The following is a 22,613-nucleotide window of genomic DNA, read 5'->3' as shown; positions in this document are numbered from 1 at the left end:
AATACTTTCGTTGAATATTTCTGCGATTATTAAGGCCCAATCAAATAGAAAAATCTGTCATTAGCAGCAGCGGGTACTGATATTTTATTGGTATTATTTCACAATTATGATAACATTCATTTTAAATATATCTTATAAAGAATGATGGCGCTGCTGTCTTACGGCTGAGCACATAATTGCTTTGAGCAACGCTAGTCGCTATCGCTCGCTGTACTACCTAAACTTATTAATATCAACCACCACTAAGAGAGACATAATGGCTAGCGCAGAAACTATAGCAATCGTAAAAGCCACAGTTCCAGTACTTGAGGCGCATGGCACAGCTATTACCAGCGTGTTTTATCAAAACATGTTCGTTGAGCATCCTGAGCTATTAGATATTTTTAATAAAACCAATCAAAAACTGGGTCGCCAACAGACCGCTTTAGCAACGACGGTATTAGCCGCGGCTAAACATCTTGAGCATTTAGCCGTGTTATTGCCACAAGTAACTGAAATCAGTCATAAGCATCGGGCTTTGCAGATTTTGCCAGAGCATTACCCGATTGTAGGTAAGCACTTAATCGGCGCTATCAAGCAAGTGCTGGGTGAAGGGGCGAGCGATGACATTATTGAGGCTTGGACAGAGGCTTATGACGAAATTGCTAGAGTGTTTATTGAGCTTGAAAAAGGGATGTATAAGGAAGCTATGTGGCAAGGCTTTGCTAGCTTTAAAGTGATTGAAAAAGTAGCAGTAGCTACTGATATTGCAGCTTTTACTGTGCTACCAGTAAATGCCAATCAAGCTGGCAACCAACTTGATAACCAAAGCATTGATTTGAGTCAACTAACTCTAACAGCGGGTCAATATATCACCGTAAAAACCGATCCTAAAAATAGCGATCATTTAGCTTTGCGTCATTATTCTTTAAACTCAGCGAGCACTGAAAAAGGTATTCAGTTTGCGGTAAAAAGAGACAATCGCGATGGGCACTCAGGTTTAGTTTCTAACTATCTGCATGACGAGCTGCAAGTGGGCGAGACTATTTTGTTATCCGCACCAGCGGGCGACTTTGCTCTTAATAAAGCGCTGATACATCAGAATGAAATTCCGCTAGTATTGATCAGTGCAGGTGTTGGCATTACCCCTATATTAGCTATGCTAGAGGCGCAAGTAACGGCCAATCCGCAACGACCTATTATTTGGGCATATGCTTGTCAAAATGAGCAGCATCACGGCTTTAAAGCGCAAGTCGATAACTGTTTAGCTGGCGCGCAACAAGTAGATAAAAACATCTTTTATTTCGAAGAGGGGCAGCTATTAGGGGAGAGCTATCTGGCCACGCTACCTAAGCCTGCTGATATTTATGTTTGCGGATCAATGCCCTTTATGCAAAGTATGATCAATGGTTTGACCACTCTACAACACAGCGTTGATAGTGTTCACTACGAGCCTTTTGGTCCTAAAATGAGCTTAGAGATTAACTAAAATTAGTAATCAGTGGCTTAGCTTGTAAGTTGCGGTTTTGATTGATTAACTATCATTTAAGCACGCAGAAAAGCTAGTTATATTACTGAACTATAGGCAAGGTGATATGAACCGCAAAAGTATATTGATCTTTTATTATGATACTTATCTTGCCATTATGGGCGCCAGCTATAGCCTGCACAATTGATAAACCTAGCCCTGTGCCAGCATGCCAAAGGTTCTCTTTATCATGGCGATAAAAACGTTCGAATAGTTTATCAGCTTCTATTTGCGTCATCGGCTTAGCTAATTGATTGCTTATAGTTATTTTAGTCTGGGACGCTGTGCTAGTAGCAGCGACTCCGATAGCAATCACGCTGTCAGCTGCGGCGTAATAAATAGCATTGGATAGCAAGTTAGCAAATAAGCGCTGCAACAGACTTTCATCACCCAGTAGCGCTGGAAAACTACTACTCTTGATAAAATTTATGCCTCTATCTTCTGCTATCACTTCATAATAACTGAGCAGTTTAGTGAGTAAAGTGGCCGTATTAACCTGATTTAACTGCGAGCGATAAAGGCCCTTTTGAGTCTTAGCTAGCAGTAGCATATTATTAATGAGAGCAGATAACTGATGTAAAGTGTCATGTTGATGATGCAGCTGCTCGACATATTCGCTATTGTCTCTAGGCTTACTGAGCATCACTTGGGTTTGAGTACTCAAAGTCGCCAGTGGGGTGCGTAGCTCATGAGCAATATCATCTGAAAAGCGTGATATTGAGTCAAAATTATGGGCAAGCTTATCCATCATAGCGTTATAAGCATCAGCCAATGGTCGTAACTCACTAGGCATCTTGCTGACGGTAATTCTATCGCTGAGCTGTTCGGCGTTGATGCGCTGCATTTTATAACTAAAAGTCGCTAGCGGTGCAAAGCCTAAATGGACGCTAAAGGCGGCAACGGATACTAATAAAAAAGTAATAGCGATTAATATAAAGATCAGTTGGCGGTTGAATTGGATAAGGTATTGATGATGGACATCCATAGGCAGAGCAATCAGCGCTAAGTAGTCAGCCTGTTCAATAATAAGAGCACGATAATGATGATTATTAAACCGTAGATTAAAAGGCTGGTCAAACTGACGTTGCCATAAGTGCTGTAGGGAAGCACTATCAGCGGCACTGGTAAAGCCTGTAGGTGAGCTGCTGAGGATTTGACCACTTTTATTAGCCATGATGGTCTTTACTTCATAATCAAGCTTAGGATTGGCAAGGGGCTGCTGATCTAGCTGCGGACTATTAACAGTCTGCTTAGCGAGTTCAGGGGTGCTGGGTTGCTCAAGTGCAGTAGCGCTCATACGCTGGCGTAAGTTAAAAGCAGCATGAGTCAAAGTTTCGCTATCCATTTGCTCAAAATGGCCTCTGACAGAATGCTGTATCCATATATACAAAAATATCTGCGTGATCATCACAAAGACTGTCAATAATAAGATCGTTCGCCATAGTAGTGATAAGCGTCGATCGGTAGTGAGAGGCGTCATGCTAATGACTTTCCGTACGGGTTTCTGTAATATCGCTGCTGTCTACGGCCTCTAGCCGATAGCCCATGCCGCGAACGGTACGTATTAGCTTTATAGGATAAGCATCATCGATTTTTATTCTTAAACGTCGAATAGCAACGTCTATGACGTTAGTATCGCTATCAAAGTTCATATCCCACACTTGAGAAGCGATAACTGAGCGTGGGAGTACTTCGCCTTGATGCTCAAGAAAAAACTGTAATAGGGCAAATTCTTTTGCTGTCAAAATAATAGCTTGCTCCCCTCTATGGACGCTACGTTTAGCGATATCCATTCTTAGATCAGCAATGTGCAGGACGGTACTTTTATATTGCGCATGATTGGCGCGGCGCAATAAACTTTTTATTCTCACTAGTAGCTCAGCGAAAGCAAAAGGCTTAGTCAAATAGTCATCACCACCAATCTCGATACCTTTTATACGATCACTTAAATCGTCTTTTGCGGTCAAGAATAATACTGGAGTGCTGTTACCGGCGGCGCGATAATTGCGCACTAGCTCAAAGCCGCTAATATCAGGTAGCATCACATCCATGACTACTACCTTGAAATCCTGTGTTATCAAGGCGTGATAGCCATCGAGTCCGGTGGTTTTATGCTCAACGATAAAGCCGGCTTCGGTTAAGCCTTTTTTAATATATTCGCCAAGTGATAATTCATCTTCGACTAATAAAACTTTCATATAGCACCTGATTAAATAACTTGTAGGTAGATGACTTAGCGTTATACCACTCAGTAGCGCGCTTAGAGGAGAAGATTTTTGCGTGGTAACGGTATTTTTTACCTGATGATAGAGCAAGGCGCAGCGTATTAGTAGCTAACAATCTTAACATGACAGTATTGTCATCTAAGCGTCATCTTGGGGTCAGAATCAGCATGGTAGCTTGACAGCTATTATCACCTACTAACTACGTTATATTGAAGTGCAAGGATAGTTTTATGCCAAGCTACAACCGTCTGTTTTTTGCTAAATATCGTCATTTATCTGCTCCAGTGTTGTTACTAATATTGAGCTCAACATTATTCGCTTGTGGCCAAACGGAGGCTATAGAGGCTGCTAATAGCCCTAAAGCTGATGCTGGGCAAAACCAGAAGTTAACCGCTGTCACCGCAGCAATCAGTAACCCAACATTACTAAACAACGTCTCAGCGACTGTCTATAAAGATATAGATTGTAGCTGCTGTAAGGACTGGATAGATTATGCGCAAAGCAATGGTATGAGTACTACCGCTAAGCATCCTAAAGATTTAGCTTCATTAAAAGATCGTTATAGTGTGCCTAACGATATGCGCTCTTGCCATACTACGGTCACTACTGATGGCTATGTGTTCGAAGGTCATGTACCTGCCAAATATGTCGCAGAGTTTTTAGCCAAGCCACCTATCCAAGCGCTGGGACTGGCTGTCCCTGGCATGCCGATGGGTAGTCCGGGTATGGAGTATGACAACCAGTTTATGCCTTATCAAGTTATGCAGATCAATAAAGATGGCAGTAGTAAAGTTTATGCCAGTATCGAAACCAGCGACCAGCAGCTTTAGTTTATTGTGCAATTCAAAACCTTTAAAAGTAAGGATAGAGTATGAAAACCAGATATCAATCACGCTTAGCGGTTATTGCTAGTATTAGTGCCGCATTGTTAGTCAGCGCTTGTCAGCCCACCTCTGAAGAAGCTGCCCCAGCAGAAGCAGTAGCTACTGAAACGACTGCGGCTACAGAGGCGCATTCAGGTCATGATATGACTAACATGGACATGACGCCAGCGCAGGGCGCGCCTATGACCGAAATGCTTAAAGACTACACGGCTGCTATGACTAGTATGAATGTAGAAATGATGAAAGGTATGGACTATAACGACCCTGATACGGCGTTCGCCCAAAGCATGCTGGGACATCATATCGGCGCTGTAGATATGGCAAAGATTGAGTTAAAGTATGGTAAAGATGAAGAGATGCGTAAGTTGGCGCAACAGATTATCGATGCGCAGCAGTCTGAGATTACTACTATGCAAACTTGGCTGGCAAGTCATCCTGACGCTGCTGAACCTACCGCCGATACCAAGGCTATGCAACAAGCTTATGCCAAAGGTATGGACGCTATGCATAGTGAGATGATGACTGGTATCGCTGACCCTGTCGCTGATATAGCATTTGCTCGGGGCATGTTACCGCATCACAATAGCGCAGTAGATATGGCTGAAGTAGAGCTTAAATATGGTAAAGATGCTGCAATGCTTAAGCTTGCGCAACAAGTCATTGATGCGCAAAAAGCTGAAATCGAGCAGATGCAAAACTGGCTCGCTAACAACAAAGCTTAGACTTTTAAGCAGCAGCTGACTATCACAACTGTGCTGTAAAAGTGGTAAGTATAAAACACATCCTCTGCCAAGCATTAGTGCTAGCAGGGGATGTTTGCTTTGAGCTATACGTTATCATTTTGAGATTTTAGTAGCGTTGATTTTAAGCTGGGTGACGTCCTGCTTTATTTCTTTTCAAAGACCTCAAAGAGAAGTTTTAACTCTTGCCATATTCAACATACTGAGCTATAACCTACCTTGCGGTTTTGATTAATAGTTGTTCTCAGTATTAGCTATTAATCGATAATAAAACCTAAAATTAGTAGCTTATGGCTTCTTTATCTTGAAAGCTATTATCCTAGATCATTCTGTTGTTCTTATAGGTTGTTAAACCATACTGGTTTAAATATTATCTCGTTTGTAGTAATAAAATCTAACCTTGATACTGTCAGATCAAAGCATTGTTATAAACCTGTCCAACGGTATTAACTTATGCTGCTGGTTTAAAGTATGAGGCTGCTTTTTGAGAGTCTCTCTAACCTCAATATATAATTGAACTTTTCGACTCACAACAGTAGAGAAGAGTTGAATAATAAACTTATTGGATAATAATGAAAACTATAGAAGTGGTTGCTGCCATTATCATTGATGAAGGGGAGTTTCTCTGTGTTCAAAGAGGTGAAAATAAGCTAGCTTATCTTTCAAGAAAATTTGAATTTCCAGGCGGAAAGTTAGAGAAGAATGAAACTTTAGAGCAAGCTTTAGCCCGTGAAATAGAAGAAGAGCTTAAACTATCAATTAGTATTGAACGCTTGTTTATGACCGTTGAGCATAGTTATCCAGACTTCAAAATTATCATGCACAGTTTTATATGCAAAACCCTTAACCGTAATTTGATCTTGACTGAGCATCTGCAAGCTGTTTGGTTGGATGTTTATAAAATTGATACTCTTGATTGGGCCGCCGCAGACATTCCTATTGTCGAGCAGCTAAAGGTGTCAATGTCATGAGTCGTGTTACCAGCAATATATATGAGGACTTAAAAAGTGCTTTGGTATCTGGCTTTATAGACCACTCGCAAGCATCGAAACATGATTTTAAGCCACAGTTGTTAGTCAACGATGGCAAAGGAAAAAAAGTTTTAACCTCAATCAACAAGCATCTGCAATCAAGCGATAAGTTTTGGTTCTCTGTTGCATTCGTCACAACTAGTGGTATTGCCTGTCTAAAACAAGAACTAATTGAGTTAGAAAAAAAACAAGTCCCAGGTCGTATATTAGTTTCACAATACCTTAACTTCACTCAACCAGAAGCTTTACGTGAGCTACTAAAATTTAAAAATATAGACGTACGAATAGCTACAGATTCTAATTTTCATGCAAAAGGCTATCTATTTAGTAACTCTGATATTCATCACCTAATCATTGGTAGTAGTAACTTAACAGCCAATGCCTTAACCATTAATAAAGAGTGGAATCTAAAAGTCAGCTCTAGTAAAAACGGTGCTTTATCTCAGCAAGCGATAAATGAGTTTAAGAGTGAGTTTAATTCTGCCCTCTTAGTAACGCCTGAATATATAGAATACTATGAGTCACTATACCGACAAGCGAAGTTATTTTTTCAACACACTTATAGTTCATCTAGCTCTGTTACGGCAAGCACCATTAAACCCAATAAGATGCAGCAAGAAGCATTGAAAAATCTAGAAATATTACGTGATCAAGGTAAAGATAAAGCTTTACTAATCTCAGCTACTGGCACAGGAAAAACTTATCTTGCTACTTTTGATGCTCTAAATTTCGGCGCTAAACGCTTATTATTCATAGTTCATCGGGCAAATATTGCTAAGAAAGCTTTACAAACTTATCACTCTATTTTTAAAGATCAAAAAACCTTTGGCTTATATAGTGGTAAAACAGTTGAAGCTGGAAGTGATTATATATTCTCTACTATACAGACCCTTTCAAGGGACGATCATCTAGCAAAATTTGCTCTAGATGCTTTTGATTATATTGTCATCGACGAAGCTCATCGGGCCAGTGCTGCATCTTATCAAAAAGTACTAGATTACTTTAAACCGCAATTTCTTTTAGGAATGACGGCAACCCCAGAGCGTACCGATGCCGGTGACGTTTTCGAGATTTTCGATCACAATATCGCTTATGAGATTCGGCTACAAAAAGCATTGGAGATGGACATCTTAGCGCCTTTTCACTATTACGGTATTACCGATTTAAGTATCGATGATAGGTCTATAGATGATACTTCTATGTTGAATCTACTAATTAGTAAAGAGCGCGTTAAACACATTTTAAATTATATCGATCTTTATGGCTGTGATAATGGCGAAGTCCGTGGTCTGGTTTTTTGTTCTAATATTGAAGAGTGTAAGTCTCTAGCTGATATATTTAATAATCAAGGTTTACCATCTTTAGCATTAACAGGGGAAAGTTCAGAGCAGCAGCGTGATCAGGCAATAGAGCGTTTAGAGTCTTGCGATCCCTCGACTAAAATTGATTATATATTTTCTGTTGGTATCTTTAATGAAGGAATCGATATTCCCTGTATTAATCAGATTGTGATGCTACGTCCTACAGAGTCAGCGATTATATTCGTTCAACAGTTGGGGCGTGGGCTAAGAAAGGCTGAGGATAAAGAATATCTTACCGTTATCGATTTTATCGGTAACTATAAAAATAACTTTATGGTTCCTATCGCTTTATATGGTAATGACTCCTATAACAAAGATACATTGCGACGTTTAATGGCTAGTGAAAGCTGTTTTATTCCTGGCACCTCTACCGTAAGTTTCGATAAAATAGCTAAAGAGCGTATTTATGCAGCTATAGATACGGCAAACTTACAAACCAAAAAAGACTTAGTACAAGATTACAAAATGCTGAAGCAGAAATTGGGCCATGCACCCATGATGATGGATTTTGTTCGTCATGGTGCTCGCGATCCTTTCTCATACGTAAACTATGCCAAATCATTTTATCATTTCGCTAAGGAGCAAGAAGAAACTCTAGAGCAATTGAATGAAAATGAGCTCAAACTACTTATTAGTTTTTCAAGAGAAATTAATAATACTAAACGTATAGAGGAGAGCTTAGTATTAAGTATGCTCCTAGCAGGAGAGGTTATTACCACTGATAAGTTAGCATCTATAATAAGGCATCAGTATGGCTATAAGATGAACTTTGACGCCGTAAATTCGGTCATTAATAACCTCAATTTGGGTTTTGTGACTGAAAAATACCAGAATAAATTAAAGTCTATAGGTGAGATTTACAATTTTAATATTGTTGAAATAAAAGAAAATAAATTTCATTGGCATCCTGATTTCTTAGCTTATTTAGCCAATGATACTTTTATAAGGTTTCTAATAGACAGTACAGATTACGCTATTTATCAATATAATAAAGAATTCAAAATTTTAGATTTTATTGAGGGTTTTCAACTATATCGTAAGTACTCACGTAAAGATGTGTTTAGGATTTTGAATCGAAAAGTAAATCCTGTAGCTCAAAACGTTGGTGGTTATTTAGTCAGTGAAGATAAAACCAATTGCCCAATATTTGTTAATTATCATAAATCCCACGATATATCTAATACTACAAAATATGAAGATGGCTTTATTAATGAGTCTGTATTTAGTTGGATGTTCAAGTCAAAAAGGACGCTCAATAGCCCGGAAGTTAAGTTATTTCAAGCATATCCTAGCGGTTTTCGGATTCCTCTATTCATTAAAAAGCATAATGATGAAGGAAATGACTTTTACTATATGGGAGACGTATCACCAAGACACAATAGCTTTGAGCAAACCTCAATATCTGGCGCGCCTGTCGTCAAAGTTGCATTCGATATGCATAATGAAGTGCGAGCGGACATTTATAATTATCTGCTCAATGAATAATTTTTTAGCTAAACAAATTTTTGTTTATCATGATTTTGTAGCTTATATGTAGATTACAGAACCAACCTAGCGCTTGGTTATTTACAATAAGGCATTTTGATAAAGTAGGCGATATATCTAAAAGCCCTCGAATAAGGGATAATGTACCCTATAGATTTTGAGCGGCTAATCGACAGTTAAATCAGCACTGTGCTTAGCAGCTCCTCCAGCTTATATTCACCTTATCTAATAGCGCTAACTTAAACAATATCGCCAACCCAAATAACAAGGCAGTCCTGAATGACTCATAATAACCCTTACAACCTTTTGCCCTTGAAACCTATTGGCAGAAATGAGACCAATACCGCCAATACCTACTCTCCGCAAGACATGCTGAAGATATATGAGCAACAGTTTTTGACCGAAGTGCCAGAAGATAAGCTCACTGAGTTTTTGCCGATGTTAAAAGGCTTTTATGACATTGACGATCATACTTTAGATATTTGCGCAGTGATCTTTGATGCCGTTGGTGACGCTTGTATTATTTATAATCATAAAGTACAAATTGGTGATTATCAGATAATAGGCGAGCTAGTAAAAGAAGAGCTTGCTGATGAAGACTATAGCGATAGTGAAGGCGAAGAACAGCAGCCAGCGCAAGCTTATACTCTAGAATGTAAGCGAATTTTCTTTATCAATGACGTACAAATGCCTTACCAATTCAATCTATTTATTCAAGGCGATGGTTATTCTACTTTGACTAGAAAAGACAGCTTATTAGAGAAGATATACTGGTTTGTGAATGATAGCTTTGATGAGCATTTATTAGATGATTCTGAAGATTCAGAAAGCTTAGAGTCCATTAACGAGCAGTTGGCCAGCTTAGGGGTTAGAGAAATGGATTTGACGACTATCCATGAACTAGTCAACTTTATCGAGGACAGTCTCATAGATGATGAAATGGCGGATGCGCTTAATGAGTTAATAGACGCTGCGGAATAGTTATAGTTATAAAGGTATGAGGGTGTGTCTGGCGCACCCTGATATCGCAACTAGATGCTAATAGTTGATAGTTGATAGACAGGTTGCCTCACAATTATAAATACCTTTATGACCAAGGGAAGCTTTAACTGCAAAAAATCATTAACCTTGATAGGTAACCACTCATAATTTGATTGTGTTAACCCATAACGGCTATAGCAGGTGAGGCTCTGTTAGTGCGGGTGGCATTAAAACAGCAAAAGGCATTTCTCTTAGCAAAAGCCAGCTACTTAGTACTGAATAGTTGGCTTTTGGCTATATGCTCATCCCAATAGGGCGGCGATCCATAATAGCCTTCCATAAAATCAATAAAACATCTAACCTTGTGCGGCAGTAGCTTTCTATGGGCGTAGACTGCATATAAGCCTAAGCTTTTAGTTGCAAGCCCAAGGCTTTAGTATGACTGCCAGCAATCAGCCTGAGCTGATTTATGATTATTTGCCTAAAGGATGGCAAAAAAGGGGATAATACCCAATTTTTTATAAATATTTTTATTAGGAAAGGTCATGCTTCTTCGTTTTATTGCGCGTCATAGCACATTAATTATGCCGGTTTGCGCAATTGTGGGCTTTGTTCTTCCAAACCTATCCAATGCAGTACTAGTATATTTACCTCAAGTACTGTTCTTCTTGATGTTTTTTACTTTACTGGGCATCGACCAATATGCGCTGCTAAAGCGTATAGCGACAAGCTATGTCTGGATTTTTGCCTTGTTACAGAGCGGGGGTATGAGTCTAGTTTTAATATTGATTGCTTATGCACTGGGTGTACGTGGCGATTGGCTATTAGCGATTGCAGGTCTTGGTGCCACTGCGCCCTTGTTCGGTAGTGGTGCGTTAGTCAATGCAGTAGGGTTTGATGCACAACTGGCGACGGCAAAAACTATCGCTGCTACGCTCGTTATGCCATTTACATTATTAGGCGTATTGTGGCTATTGGGCAATGAAAATGCGCATGTAGACGTTGGTGTTTATGTCAATCGCCTATTAATTTATATCGTTATGCCAATAATGCTAGCTGTGGCAATGCGTCGGTTGGTTCCAGCTGATATTTTGTCACGTTATTATCCCAAAATTGGGCAGTTCAATATCTTACTGCTGATGTTATTTCCACTAGGATTGATGGCAGGATTTCGTACTACCTTTGACAATGATCCGTGGCAAGCGTTGTTATTACTGTTGCTAAGTTCGGTATTGGCATTAGTGTTTTATTTTTCCGCTTATTTTATATATCGGCGTTTTGGCTATGAAAATGCCATTGTCGCTGCGTTGGTGTGTGGCGGACGCAATGTATTACTTGCTTACACCATAACCGCTCCTTTTATGGGTGTGATGTTTTTACCCTTATTGGGTGCTTTTCAACTACCAGCATTTTCCCTACCTTTATTGGGTAAATATATGGCAAAACGCCATAAAATATAAAGTGCGATCTATGGATTTAAAGTCCGGTTTCAGTGAATGGAGTCTATTAGATTTTCACCTAAGGTAACTATGAGAGTTACTCATTGAAGACTATCGATGAGACTTTTCTAACAACCGTATAACGGTCTATAAGCTACTAAATATTGAATAAGTCATTACTAAACCAGTGTTTTTTGATAATAGCCAGTCTCACTCATAATCCGCTATCAATAAACAGGCCACCTCAGCATTTTGCAAGGTGGCTTGTTTTTTTCTAAAATTATTAGTTACTATTTATTAAGCTTTACTACTACTGAGCGATGCCACTTGGCATGGTAATCATCCCAACCATAAAACAAAAAAATACCGCTAACCATATAGGCTAGCGGTATTTTAGTATTGGTACCGGTGGTCGGACTTGAACCGACACGCTTTTAAAGGCAACGGATTTTGAATCCTTTTGTTATCTCAAATATCTAGATATACTTAACAACAGTAAGCAATAGGTAGAGATAAAATATTCTTATAAACAATGACTTAGGTTTAAATTAACTATATTTAGCTATAACTAAAAAGATGTAACAATATTTTTCTAGTATCAAATAAGTATCAAAATTAGCAATTAAAAATTGGTTTGTTCAACTGACTTTAGATCCAGTCGTTAATTTCAATATCATGAAGCGCATTTATGTAACGGACTGCGATTCAGTTAAGAGTACCAAAAAAGTTATCAGCAGATTATGCAAAATATTAAATTATATAGATTATAACAATCAAGCTTTGACCCAACCATTTATCATTAATTATTAATTATTAATTATTAATTATTACATTGAATGCGCAGCATATCGAATCAGCTGCCATACATTTATTTGCGGCTTAGCCGATAAGCTCTCTAGCACATAATTATTTATTCTATGTTAGATACAAACAGTCGTTAGTAGTCCAGATGCATTCAATGTCACTGACCCACTCCATATTCGAGCGATTGTCATTAAACTAATAATTTAGCGCGTTTGGATAGTCGAGGTTATTATTTGCTTATGCTTCCTAAAGGTGCAGATGACCTTTTTCTAATATAGTCACCTGACCATAAAAGTGTTATAAAATAAATCGACTAAACGATTATTAGTATAAATAACCATGACTTACTCCCTAGATTATCGCAAACAAGTTCTGAAAAGCTTAGATGAGGGCATGACCTTTGCTGAAGCTGCTGTTTTCTATGATATCAGTCCAACGACCATCCAGAAGTGGAAAAAGCGTCTCCACAGTAAAACCACTCGAGACATCAAGCCCTACAAAATAGAGGATGAAGCCTTAGCTCAAGATGTTAAGGATTACCCTGACGATTACCATTATGAGCGAGCCCAGCGTTTCAGATGTAGCCCAACAGGTATTAGTAAAGCCTTAAAGCGTATTGGTATTAGCAAAAAAAAAGACACTTGAGCATCCCAAAGCCTGTCCTGTGAGAAGAGCGATTTATCTGGCCAAGCTTAACCACTACATCGCTCAGGGCTTTGCTATTGTCTACATATACGCGCGTGGCTTTGAAAGTGAGACGATACGCCGTTATGGTTACGCGCCTATTGGTAGCCCTTGCATTGACCATTATAACTGGCAAGCCAAAGATAGAACCAATGTCATTGGTGCGCTCTATGGCAAAATGCTGTTTGAACTCGATTGCTTAAAGACCACCATCAATAAAGAGGTTTTCTATCACTGGTGCAAGTTCACGCTGCTACCAAAGCTTAAGAGAAAATGTGTACTTGTGATGGATAACGCTGCCTTTCATAAAAATAAGCGTATTCAAAAACTACTGAATAGACATGGCCATCGCATTCTATGGCTACCACCCTACAGCCCTGATCTGAACCCTATCGAGAAGAAGTGGGCTCAAGTGAAGTTTCTACGCCAAGGCTGGATGGAAAATGACTTATCTAAATTGTTTTATGATATTCATCCAAAACATAACTCTTTTGTAGTGCAGTGACTATATTTAGCACTCTTCACAAGTAGCTTTGAGATCGCATTAAGACATTTCTTTACCAAGGATCCATATTAGTCCAAGCATAAACGTAACCGAGAACCTCTAAGCTATCTATTTTGGATTTAGAAATTTTCTCGTCTGGATATTCCTTGTTCTTACATTGTAGTAGCAGACCACCATCAGACTGACTAAATAGTGCTCTTACCCCGTAAAAATTATTACTTTTTATTAAGTAAAACTTGCCATTTTTTATAGTGCGTTTAGTTAAATCTACTGAGCACTGTGCACCAATAGTGATTATCGGATGCATACTATGGTCTTCTTGATTATAGAATAGAGTCTTACTTAAGTTACTGTTCGTCCGTTCAGCAATTTCAGACTGTGACCTTAACGATTGTTCTACATGTTTAAAGTTTTCTATAAATTTAATTAAAGTAGGATATGTCTCTATCTGTTTTAAAATTAACTTATTTTCAATAAAATCATCCGCTCTTTCCTCCCATTCTAGCCACTCTTCATACTCTTCTATTTCGCGCTCTTGTTCAGCAGAAGGCTCATATCGTTTTTCAAACTCTTCATGCTCACTAAAAATCTTATTCTCAAACTCTTCTTTTAGAAATCTAATACTATAAGGGAGGCTAGGATCTAAACCGAGCTCTGTAATGTAATGATTCCTCATACTTTCTTCGTAAGCGTTCATATAGTCCATAGCGTCGTCAATATTTGCGTATGAACTATAAGGGTACTCACCATTTAATAACCAATACTCAGAAGTTTCTAATATTTCAGAGAGGCGGCGAAGATATTCCCCACTTGGACAGGCTTTAGCATTTAGCCATTTGGATACGCTTGATTTAGAAATTCCTATAGCTTTTACAACATCGACTTGCTTTAAGCCTTTAGAGTCCATTAAATCTTTAATTCTCTCAGCCACTCTATCAAGATCCATACTCATAAATAATCCATTGCTGTTGTTAAAAGTTTCTTTTGATGATTCAGTATAAAATAATTAAAGGAAACTTTATATACTCCTAATTCTCTTAATGTAACTATATGTTAAAAAGTAACTAATTATATGATTTATAACCACTATTAGAAATATTATATACATAATTTATACAAATAAAGAACTAACATGAGCTAAAGTCTTCCTATGAGCTATATCTACCTTCATTAGACAACAACTAAATGAGTGAATGCTATGAGTAAAAAAAGTTGGTCAGAATATACGGATGATGAGAAAGAACTTTTGAAGCAAAAAGTTATTGAAGCTGATGAAAATACCCCTCTTGCTCCTGAATTTGCCGCTGCTTATATTGGAAAATCATTGCATACATTGCAGCACATGCGTTGCCATCAGTCAGATGCTATTACATATAGTAAAGTTGGCAGGCACGTTCTGTATCGAAAACGACATCTAGATGAATATCTTGATAATTGTGAAAAATCATGTACATCAAATTAACTTTTTTAAAAAGCTGCTAAGAATCTTAGTTTCATATTAGTTAAAGGAAATCAATAATGTCAAAGCAAAAAAATGAAATAAATGACACAAGTGGAATGCATTATGTCAATCATAATTTTGGAGAATGGGAGATCGATACTTGTCATATGAGTCCTATTCAAAAGGTAATATATCTTCAAATGCGTACTGAATATCTAAAGAAAGGTAAGAGTTTAACATCAGATGTAGAACTACTTGCACATAGATTAGCTTGTCATAGCGATGAAGAGAAGCAAGCATTAGGATTAATTTTGAGAGATAAATTTGAGTTAGATAAGCGTACTAAATGTTATAAACATCGTGGTTGGGAAACTGTTCTAAAAAATTACAGAGCTCGTAACTGGAGAAATAGTATAAACGATACAATAAGTAGTGATGATGTCACGACTGATAATAGTAGTTCTATTCCAAACACTCCCTTATCTGATGCTCAAAGAAAAGCTAAGTCACGTGATGCTGAGAGGACAATGCGTCAGCAGTTATTAGCAGTAGGTGTAGACAGTGAGGGCGCTAAAGGTATGACTGAATTACGAAAGTTATTTGATACACACCAAAATAAAATTAATTCAAACTACAGTAATGTCGCTACGTGTCACTCTGAGAGTCACGCAATAGTCACGCAAAAAGAAGCTATAACCAGAAAATATAACCCAGAAAACAAAAACCAGAAACCATTTGAGAGAGAGGGGCACTCGCAAGCTCCTTCTGATGAGAAATTATTTATTCAAACCGATCTTATTGAGTCAAATAATTCTAATTATGATCAATCACTTCACATTGATTTTGGTATTGAAGAATGGCAAGCACCTGTAAAAAACGTTATGCAAGACGCCCTGTCACCAATAGGCGTGATATTAGATATGACAGATAATGAGTACGATTTACATATCGAAGATTTTAAAACGTACTATGCAGAGAAAGCTAAGATTGATAAGCCATTAGGAAGTGAAAAAATTTGTAAATTACGGCTACGTCAATGGTTACAACGTGCTGTAGAAAGCCGAAGCACTAAAAATTCAAATAAAAAGCAGAGCGATAAACGCTTCAATATCGATGATGAAGATTGGGAAGATACGAGTAGTGACGGTAAAGAAGTCGTTAATGACATTTATCATCCAAGTCATAAAGTCTCATCCACTCCTGAAGCCAAATCCGATCCTAAAATTAATGTGATTCTTAATGGATTATGGAGATCACCATTACCAAATATGTCAGTTGATGAAACCTACACATATATAGGACAACATCTAATGCCTGGCGAGTCGCAGGACGAGACTTATGATCGATTAATAATTGAAATACAAGAAGGAAAATAAATTTGAGACAGTATGAAAAATGCAAACTTAAAACCAACTCAGAAGCTAGTAGATTTGAATAAAACTAAACTGCTTATTCATCCTCAAGCTGAATCTGCTTTGTCTGTTTGGCAAAGACTCAGATTTAGTACATCTTCTATAAATATTGAATATTTAGATAATTTTTACTGCCCGCCTATTAGAGTGACTAAAAATAGCTGTAATACATTATTTTTTATCAATGATTTTAAGAGAGTTGATGAGATATTAAGACTGCAAAGTATGGACAGTTATCCATGTCTCATCACACCAGAAAGTATTAAAGATATTCAAATGCTGGCATGGGCTGAGGTAGTGCAACTCGTCAACCTAAAAAATATTAATCACCCTGACTTATTTAAGGCGCTTAAACAGAAAGCGCCCAGCTCAGTTATTTGTAAATTGATGCGCATAGATGTTTTATCCGTTGAATCGTATTGTAAATTTGCAGGTATTAAAAAGACAAACTTTGAGTATCAACAATGTAGAAAAGCTATTCAGAACGATGTGATAGGTATTCCAAAAAACATGGATTGGCTGGTGAACTAATTATGATGAATTTAAATAAGAATGAGTTGGATATAGTTCTTGATAAGCTAGTACCTGAAGGGTCTCCTGATGTTGTAAGAATACAAGATTTGATTATTTACGTTTTGGGCTTTAGACCAAATTTTGCTTTGAATATAAACTTCGCTATAGATGTATTTGAGGTTAATTTTACAGAAGGTGAATCCTCTGACATAGCAACTATGATTATTAAAGAGCAGAAAATTGAAGAATGGGCTGTCTCTTATATGCTGATACTTTTTTATCAGAAGTATGGGGAGGTAGATAGAAAAAGCATTGCCTGGCAGTTTATGAGCATATATCTACAGATCATTGTAAGAATCACAATGCGTGGAGATGGTCATCTTGCTAAGGTGAGTCAGTTAGGTGTTAGAGTCAGAATGGGGTTAAATGCGAACAATCCACAATCTGAAATAATAAAGGAGCTTATTGGTATACATGCCCAGCAGAGTTCATTAGAAAATGTACTAGATGCTATTCGCCAGTATGAGGTTTTAACTAAGCAGTCAGAAGCCTCAAGTAAGGTTGTCAATAAAAAGTTAGCAGCAAAAATTGGTCGCATTAGACTCGCTTATGAAGTCGTGGCGAAAGATAAGACGTTTATTAGCAAGACTTACTCCAAGTCTGATGATACTGACAATAATAGTGTTGGTTTAAACAAGGTTTTTCTTGATAGTGATGATGAACCACTTAGAGCCACTATATTTAGGATAAGTCACCAAAACGATAATGTGTCTTCCAATGAAAATTTAGCTGATGATGATCCAGAGAATCTTTTAGATAATAATTTTAAACCTTCTAGATATACTGCTAAGTCTGCTGAGCTACAGCAATGGAAACTTAAAAATAACTTTCGTCACACTAGGCGCAATCAATTTGGCTTTCCAACAAGTTTACGGCAGCTAAGTTTACTGAGTATTCAAGTATTGTTTGATAGAGTCTGGCAGCTTTCAATGGTTACGGATGATGATAGTCGTTTTGGCTATGTAGTTATCTTAATATCATTCCTTAGTGGACGTAAGATCCAAGAAATCATTAATGAACTTGGCAAAGAGAAAAGCCAACGCACATGGCTCAGCAGTAAAAGAAGAATGGGTGAAAGCTACTACACTTTGAAGATTGTAGTAAATGTCACTACAAACCGCAGAAGTCATTTATTACAACATCGGCAAAGCTTTGATAACGAATTTACTTTGCCACTTCCGGATAAATTACAGCCTATTATAGAAACTCCGATTTTCATTGAGCAGACTCAAATTAGCGAGGTTCTAAAAGACCTTCAACGTCAGATCGACCTGCCAGCTTTAAGTTATCAGCATATTGAATCGGCACTATATAGCATCATAAAAAATGAATTAAATGAGCCGTTGCAAGCTGATTTAATCACTGGTGTTGACGTTAAACATAGCTCAGCTTTGTATTACACGAGTATAAAAATGAAAAGTATAGAGAATACTTATGAAAATGCTATTTATCTTATAAGTGAACAATGCCCTTTTTATATCCGCTCACAGCTTCGTCAAGACTACCAATCTAAATCAGAAAATATAGAGCACCAGAGTTACATCGGTAGTGAGATGACTTTAAATAAGCTGACATGTCAAAAGTTCTTTTCAGAACTAGCGAATGGAGCCGAAAGTTTTAATGGACGCCTTGAGCGAAACTTAAGTATTCGAAAGGATCGTTATATAGAGCAGTTTAATGCCTATGGTATTTGGTTATGGCATATTATCATGATTCAGACAGGTATAAGACCTGTTGTACATGCGCCAGGTGTGTTAAACCAGTTTGATTTTATAGCAGGGTTATTTTGGGTCTCTGATAAAGAAGAGCGTCAAGGACAAGAGCAGGGAAGACTCATACCTTTAAGCAAATTTTTGATTATAGCGATACAAAATTATATTGTATACATAAAAGAATTTGCTTCACTACATAATGTTATATATCCCTCTGAGCAGTTTCCCATAGATGAAATTTTAAACTCTCGCCAACCTCTTATTCAAATCTTTAGTAAAAACCCTAAGGAGTTTTCAGGCATTACACCTAGTAGGGTTCGCTATCAATTAAAGAGCTTTTTTAGTCATCAAGATAATTGGTTAAGACATCAGCTGCGATCAATGCTAGTAGATAGAGCGCCAGAGCACTTGATATGCGCTCTTTACGGTCATGAACATCCTGATCAGGAGGCGATGCATCCAATGTCCTCACTATCAATTAATGAGCTGAAGGGGATAAGTGGCTGTTTGGATGAAATTGCTTGTGAACTCAATCTGAAACAAGTTGAGGTAACAGTATATGTCTGATCTAGTTGCACATAAGTTAAGAGCCGAGAATCGTAATAGCGCTCACGAAGGCATTAAGAACAAAGCTATAAGCCTTGTTGAGTCTTATATGAACTCGAATCCGCTCTATAAAGATACAGCTCTGTTTGATTATTACCAAGATATAAATACCATTTTAGAAATCAACTTCGACACCCCTCTTAGTTTTCAGCTAGCACGTCAAGGATTCTTAGAAGTTATTCGTATGTACAACAAGATTCATAAAGCGCATTTAGATGAGCCAGTTGTTCCTATCTTAGCAGAGAGAGACAGCTTGAGCATTGGTTATGATTGGTTCGTACAGGGGTCAAAAGTCAGTCAAGCCAGCCGAGAAGTGATAGAAATATGGCAAAGAAAGATAAAGTTCACTACCAATGATTTGGTCGAATCGGCGATATTTTGCAGCATTGTCTACGGCGGCCTTAATGATATTGAAGTATTAAAAGCGTTTTACGAATGGCTTTTGGCTGAACGCGTAGTCTATAGAATAGATTTACCTAGTGAAGGTAAGGCGGTAGGTGTTGAGAGTGTACCGATTATTCTATTAGTTATTGACGATAATAGTTATGGGTGTTGGGAGTCATCTAGTAGAAATTCAAGTGATACTCCTGACAGCGAATTAAAACGTTATGTTGAGTATGTTCCAGATGACATGACGCTATGCTTTTTATACGCACTAAAAGATGAAATTGTTAAAAAGGGACTTACTAAATCGTTTGATACATTAATTAATGATATTAGTAAAAGGTTCACACTGAAAAATAAAGATAAAACAAAGCCATACCTCTCACACCTGATCAAATACGCCAACTATCATTGGAGACAATTAGAAGGCACTAATATCGACAATGCATTAGCTACAATTAGACAAGGTAGGATTAAAACTACAGGCCTACCTAAGAATAAGCTGCTTAATTACAACAGAGAAAAAATTAACTCTAATGTTAAACAACTTCAATGGGATGAGTTCTTTGAACTGGATTATTCTAAGCCTATAAATGCAAATAGAGAAAGTATAAGTTATCCTGCGTTTAGTAAAAATCTAATTAGAGCAATTCAGGGAGAACTCAAAAATACTAGAGTAAATGCCATAGATGGTATGGAGCAGTTACAGAATGAATTTCCTCAACCAAACGCACAGCGCATACTAGGATGGGTACGTCAGTTATTAGATGATAAAAGTATAACCCAAGAGAGCATAAGCAAGTATGTGGGCTGTATAGGGCGTGATTGGTTGATGCTGACAATCGGTGAGAATATAGATAAATGGGACGGCGAAGATTTTGAGATTATTTATGAGCAAATTATTCAGAGCAAAACTAGTGATGGTCGAAAAAAATCAGTCATAAATAAAGATTCTAATCTTGATGACAAGCTAATAGGTAGTAATGATCGTTCGTACATGAATAAGCTTAAAGATGGTCAAGGGTTTACGTATGGTCGTTTGAGAGCTTTTCATGATTACCAGCGTGAGTGTCATGATGCTCCCTATGTATATTTTTCGTGGCATCATAATAGGCAAGTCGTCAAAGCTAATATCATCTCTCCTCGCATTTATCGTGCTATGAAAGTATACATTGAAGAATCAGAGTTAGAGATCAAGCAAAAAAAAGTTTGTTTAGTGGTTCTGAGTCTTGCCTATAGAACAGGGTTACGGATAAAAGAGCTCATTGGTATTAGAGTTTCAGATATTGTAGATATTTATACTGATAATTATAACCAAGAGATTAATGAGCCTAAGATTTGGATAAGACCAAATCGTTATCGTAGGCTTAAAAGTAGCAGTGCAAGTCGTGTAATACCTATTAACTGCCTTTTAAAAAAGGATGAGATGGATTTGTTTATCGAGCTTTTTGAGCATCAAAAACGATTGAAACGGAAGTACTTGTTCTCACAAGGTTCAGGTAAACAGCCATTACCGAGTACGTTCTTTAGTAATATGATGAAGTTAATTTGGGATAGATTGCTTGGAGAGCATGACTTTACTTTTCATAGCTTTAGACATACAGCCATAAGCCAACTGGCTTTAGTGCTAGGTAAGTCTTCATTAGCATCAATAATGACAGATTATGATGCTAAGCAGCGCAAGTCTATTATTGAGGGTATCCTTGGCTATCATAAAGCACAAGGAACATGGTTTGGGCTGGCAAGTTTTGCAGGGCATTTAACACCTGATACGACGTTTGAGCACTACATTCATACTGCCCACCTGCATACAGGAATACAGTTAGCTGATGCTAAGTTACAACTTCCTTATACAGTTTTTCAGCAAATCACAGATTTAAAATATCAGACTATACATAGACAAAACAGAGATGCTTACGATGCAAAGTCTAAAAAGGTGAGACTTGGTCTGCTAAGATCGTATCTAGTTAAAAGCTTAGTAACTAGTAAGAACCCTCTATTTGTTGATAGTCTTAATATTTCTACAAATTCGCCAATCATAGAATCTAATAGATTAGTATCGCAATCTATTTTTATTCATCAAAAATATTCGGATGTGATTGCCTATTTAGAAGAGCTACAGAGACTTAACTTAGAAAAGCGGGATATATTACTGCCTGAGGTTGCTATAAGACATGGCATTAATATAGTCGAAGCTAGACAGTTATATGATAATGCAAGTCAGGTTTTTGCTAACAGTAAGAAATTATTATTAAGCTCACCGAATGGTAGTAAAAATCAAGAGTTATTAGTTAGAGCCTTAGAAAAAGCGTACCAAATGTCTATGCATGAACCCGATCGACTAAAAATGTTTGTTGAAATATTTGTAGCGAAACAGAGTATAAAAACATCATCTATCCATTTTGGGATTAAATCTAATCAGAAAGAAATGTTAGAGCAGTTCTTAGAGACAGGTTGTAAACTCATTAACGCACAACACTGGCAAATTAGAGCTTCAAGTGAAAACGAAGTAACTCAACTGAAACGATGTCTGAAGCTAGATAGTCAGATACGTACTGGAAGTCGTCAAAATTTTCATGGCTATGAGCTCAGGGTAGTACAGAAAAAAACCAAGCGATCTGACAAGAATTTGGCTATATCTGACAGTTATTATGCTTCATCAGGCTTACTTAAGTACCTTGGCTATTTATTAAGTGTGCTAATTTATAAAGAGTGATTTAGCTTTAATTAGGGTGTGTTGAACATTGGTAATAAAATAATGGCAAAAAATAGCGAACGGGTGATCTTTAAGTTATCACACAAAAAAGACATCGTTCGCCTTTAGAGAGCTATCTTCCAA

General features: G+C 37.5%; 17 protein-coding genes. 14 read left to right on the top strand and 3 right to left on the bottom strand.

Annotated elements, in window-relative coordinates; all coding sequences use genetic code 11:
• Positions 1 to 256: 256 nt before the first annotated feature.
• On the top strand, positions 257 to 1,468 hold the full coding sequence (locus tag JMY09_RS06000) for a globin domain-containing protein (RefSeq protein WP_201622685.1): 1,212 nt from the start codon (positions 257 to 259) through the stop codon (positions 1,466 to 1,468).
• Positions 1,469 to 1,550: 82 nt separating this feature from the next.
• Here the strand turns inward: JMY09_RS06000 and JMY09_RS05995 are convergent, their stop codons facing one another.
• Both JMY09_RS05995 and JMY09_RS05990 read right to left on the bottom strand, forming a co-directional pair.
• Positions 1,551 to 2,987 (bottom strand): ATP-binding protein, encoded by a 1,437-nt coding sequence (locus JMY09_RS05995; RefSeq protein ID WP_201622684.1) that lies wholly within the window; start codon positions 2,985 to 2,987, stop codon positions 1,551 to 1,553.
• 1 nt (position 2,988) lies between these two features.
• On the bottom strand, positions 2,989 to 3,705 hold the full coding sequence (locus JMY09_RS05990; RefSeq protein ID WP_201622683.1) for a heavy metal response regulator transcription factor: 717 nt from the start codon (positions 3,703 to 3,705) through the stop codon (positions 2,989 to 2,991).
• A 257-nt stretch (positions 3,706 to 3,962) separates the two neighbouring features.
• Here JMY09_RS05990 and JMY09_RS05985 point away from each other — a divergent pair, with 257 nt between their 5' ends.
• From JMY09_RS05985 to JMY09_RS05950, 8 genes are all read left to right on the top strand, one after another.
• Complete coding sequence (locus tag JMY09_RS05985) at positions 3,963 to 4,562, top strand: DUF411 domain-containing protein (protein WP_201622682.1); 600 nt, start codon at positions 3,963 to 3,965, stop codon at positions 4,560 to 4,562.
• A 41-nt stretch (positions 4,563 to 4,603) separates the two neighbouring features.
• Complete coding sequence (copM, locus tag JMY09_RS05980; protein WP_201622681.1) at positions 4,604 to 5,338, top strand: CopM family metallochaperone; 735 nt, start codon at positions 4,604 to 4,606, stop codon at positions 5,336 to 5,338.
• 590 nt (positions 5,339 to 5,928) lie between these two features.
• Positions 5,929 to 6,327 carry a (deoxy)nucleoside triphosphate pyrophosphohydrolase gene (locus tag JMY09_RS05975; protein WP_201622680.1) on the top strand — a complete coding sequence of 133 codons (399 nt, stop codon included), beginning with the start codon at positions 5,929 to 5,931 and terminating at the stop codon, positions 6,325 to 6,327.
• Positions 6,324 to 9,233, top strand: coding sequence for a DUF3427 domain-containing protein (locus JMY09_RS05970; protein ID WP_201622679.1), 2,910 nt, complete (start codon positions 6,324 to 6,326; stop codon positions 9,231 to 9,233). Before JMY09_RS05975 ends, JMY09_RS05970 begins: the two co-directional genes overlap by 4 nt.
• A 279-nt stretch (positions 9,234 to 9,512) precedes the next feature.
• Positions 9,513 to 10,214 carry a hypothetical protein gene (locus tag JMY09_RS05965; protein WP_201622678.1) on the top strand — a complete coding sequence of 234 codons (702 nt, stop codon included), beginning with the start codon at positions 9,513 to 9,515 and terminating at the stop codon, positions 10,212 to 10,214.
• A 545-nt stretch (positions 10,215 to 10,759) separates the two neighbouring features.
• Positions 10,760 to 11,674: a lantibiotic ABC transporter permease gene (locus tag JMY09_RS05960; RefSeq protein ID WP_201622677.1), complete on the top strand. Its 915-nt coding sequence runs from the start codon at positions 10,760 to 10,762 to the stop codon at positions 11,672 to 11,674.
• 1,122 nt (positions 11,675 to 12,796) lie between these two features.
• The gene (locus JMY09_RS05955; RefSeq protein ID WP_201619236.1) at positions 12,797 to 13,102 is read left to right on the top strand and encodes an IS630 transposase-related protein; all 306 of its coding nucleotides are present in this window, start codon (positions 12,797 to 12,799) and stop codon (positions 13,100 to 13,102) included.
• Positions 13,103 to 13,121: 19 nt separating this feature from the next.
• On the top strand, positions 13,122 to 13,646 hold the full coding sequence (locus JMY09_RS05950; RefSeq protein WP_201622676.1) for a transposase: 525 nt from the start codon (positions 13,122 to 13,124) through the stop codon (positions 13,644 to 13,646).
• Between the two features lie 52 nt (positions 13,647 to 13,698).
• On the opposite strand, the gene JMY09_RS05945 is transcribed toward JMY09_RS05950, so the two are convergent.
• On the bottom strand, positions 13,699 to 14,598 hold the full coding sequence (locus tag JMY09_RS05945; RefSeq protein WP_201622675.1) for an XRE family transcriptional regulator: 900 nt from the start codon (positions 14,596 to 14,598) through the stop codon (positions 13,699 to 13,701).
• 246 nt (positions 14,599 to 14,844) lie between these two features.
• On the opposite strand from JMY09_RS05945, the gene JMY09_RS05940 reads away from it, so the two are divergent.
• The 5 genes from JMY09_RS05940 to JMY09_RS05920 are packed head-to-tail and all read left to right on the top strand — an operon-like array spanning position 14,845 to position 22,490.
• Positions 14,845 to 15,108 (top strand): helix-turn-helix domain-containing protein, encoded by a 264-nt coding sequence (locus tag JMY09_RS05940; RefSeq protein WP_201510185.1) that lies wholly within the window; start codon positions 14,845 to 14,847, stop codon positions 15,106 to 15,108.
• A 56-nt stretch (positions 15,109 to 15,164) separates the two neighbouring features.
• Positions 15,165 to 16,463 carry a DUF1376 domain-containing protein gene (locus tag JMY09_RS05935; RefSeq protein ID WP_201622674.1) on the top strand — a complete coding sequence of 433 codons (1,299 nt, stop codon included), beginning with the start codon at positions 15,165 to 15,167 and terminating at the stop codon, positions 16,461 to 16,463.
• 12 nt (positions 16,464 to 16,475) lie between these two features.
• Complete coding sequence (locus tag JMY09_RS05930; RefSeq protein WP_201510187.1) at positions 16,476 to 17,030, top strand: hypothetical protein; 555 nt, start codon at positions 16,476 to 16,478, stop codon at positions 17,028 to 17,030.
• 2 nt (positions 17,031 to 17,032) lie between these two features.
• Complete coding sequence (locus JMY09_RS05925) at positions 17,033 to 19,351, top strand: hypothetical protein (RefSeq protein ID WP_201622673.1); 2,319 nt, start codon at positions 17,033 to 17,035, stop codon at positions 19,349 to 19,351.
• Positions 19,344 to 22,490: a tyrosine-type recombinase/integrase gene (locus tag JMY09_RS05920; protein WP_201622672.1), complete on the top strand. Its 3,147-nt coding sequence runs from the start codon at positions 19,344 to 19,346 to the stop codon at positions 22,488 to 22,490. The genes JMY09_RS05925 and JMY09_RS05920 overlap by 8 nt, the downstream gene beginning before the upstream one ends.
• The last annotated feature ends 123 nt before the right edge of the window (positions 22,491 to 22,613 follow it).

Source organism: Psychrobacter urativorans (assembly GCF_904846695.1).
In the GTDB taxonomy this organism is placed as follows: Bacteria; Pseudomonadota; Gammaproteobacteria; order Pseudomonadales; family Moraxellaceae; genus Psychrobacter; species Psychrobacter urativorans.
This window is presented reverse-complemented; position numbering and strand designations above follow the sequence as displayed.